This is a genomic window from Acidovorax sp. KNOB132 (assembly GCF_057541515.1).
On sequence record NZ_BAAJYT010000476.1, the window covers coordinates 1 to 1,699 of the forward strand.

The 1,699-nt window shown below is 55.3% G+C and carries 2 protein-coding genes; both read right to left on the bottom strand.

The window, feature by feature from the left end; genetic code table 11:
* Nucleotides 1-58 precede the first annotated feature (58 nt).
* Nucleotides 59-556 carry a hypothetical protein gene (locus AC27IO_RS23880; RefSeq protein WP_317356042.1) on the bottom strand — a complete coding sequence of 166 codons (498 nt, stop codon included), beginning with the start codon at nt 554-556 and terminating at the stop codon, nt 59-61.
* A gap of 6 nt (nt 557-562) precedes the next feature.
* The coding region (locus tag AC27IO_RS23885; RefSeq protein WP_498741141.1) for an RHS repeat-associated core domain-containing protein at nt 563-1,699 on the bottom strand (1,137 nt) is incomplete at its 5' end.

Below are 1,699 nucleotides of genomic sequence, written 5' to 3' on the forward strand. Positions count from 1 at the left end.
GCGGGGTTGCCGGGGGTCTGCGCAAAGCCCAGCCATTAGCTTTTTATTTTTCAGTAACTCATCTAGTCGATCCGAGAAGTAACCTTGCAGATTTTTCAGTATTTGAATCGAGGCGGCCCGTCATTATTAGAATCTCCAACCCCACTTGCGCCATATGCAAGCACTCCGAAGAGGTGCTCTGTCGCCATTTTTTAAAAAGCTTCATGGCCGTCTCAGCTGGATATTTTCGCGCAACCATATCGCTCACTGAGTGACGCAAAATTTCGTCGCCATAATCTTCTGCATTCTCATCGAAGATTGCTATCAGATTCGCAATTTGTGGCTTTGTCAGCTTATTAAAGTCGTTGTAAAGACTCATGACCAAGCTGCTGCTGCCCGTCACACTGCAAGTCGCTTTGTCTTGTAGCGCATTAGCAAAGAAGTCAAATACCTCTTGCGACCAGAACTCACATTCCAGTTGGGTGTACTCCAGATCAAAGCAAACTTCTTGAAATTCCGTTTTGTCTTTGGCCACAACGGCGGCAGAGAGCCTCTGTATGAATGGAATCAAATTCATGATGCATCAAGGAAGAACGACATTGGCGGGAATCGTTGGCCACATGGGTGGAAACAACGATGGCAGCATGCGAAGACAACGGTATGCAACATACCCCACACCGACAGTGGCCGCCGCGCTAGCAGCCGCGCAACCGGTATCGCAGCTTTGGCTACTGCTGTTATCGTCGTCATCCTCACACTCGTCCGAATACCGTTTTTCGAACTTGCGCAGATTACTTTCACGATCATTAATCATCGTTCTGTGACCGCGCTTGGTTTGGCTAAGTAACTCGCCCGGCCCAAGACGTTCAGGCAAGTTTAGTCGGTCTGCCGCCAAATCACTCCAACGATCATCCAAGTCGTTATTCAGGTTTTGAATTTTCTTACGTAAAGCCGAACAATGAGCGCTATTCGCTTTGTGCTTGAGGCCCGTCGGATCGGCAAATTTCAGCGGATTCCCGCCCACATATCCATAACGATTCCATCCTCCATCCAGCCCAATCGGGTCGGCCTGGAAGTAACGCCCCGAAGGCGGGTCATAAGACCGGTTCAGGTTGTAGTTCAGTTGGGTTTCCTCATCGAACACCTGCCCCGGATACCGCAGGTCGAACTTGATGGCTTCCGCATAGTTGGAACTGCCCTGCCCGCTCTGTGCGTAGCCGGTCGCTCCCGTCGTCGGGTTGGCCTCCCCAAACCCCGTGATCAGCCATTGCCACACCACCTGGCCCTGCGTGTTCGTCAGGCGTCTCGGCGTGTTCAGGTGGTCCGCATCGATGGCATACAGCCTGCCGTTGATCTGCGCGGCGATGGGCATCGGCCCGTTCACGGTGGGCAGGTAGATGACCTCGGTGCTGTCCATTTCGCCCGCCGGTGCCGCGCTGTCGCTGCTCCGCCGGCTGCCGTACTGCCCCAGCACGGTGCTGCCGATGCCGTCCTCCGCATAGACGGTCTGCGTGGTGATGGCGGGGTTGTTGGCCCCGGACAGCCGCGCATCGCTCTTGAACACGCGCTGCCCCAGGGCGTTGTAGGTGTAGCTCACCGCCAGTGCGTTGGCCGGGTCGGCGTTGGGTCCGGCCTTGGCGATGCGGCCGTCCACGCCATAGTGCAGGTAGCTGTCGCCCTTCCTGGTGATCGATCCGGTGGCGTCGTGGTTGTAGCTGAC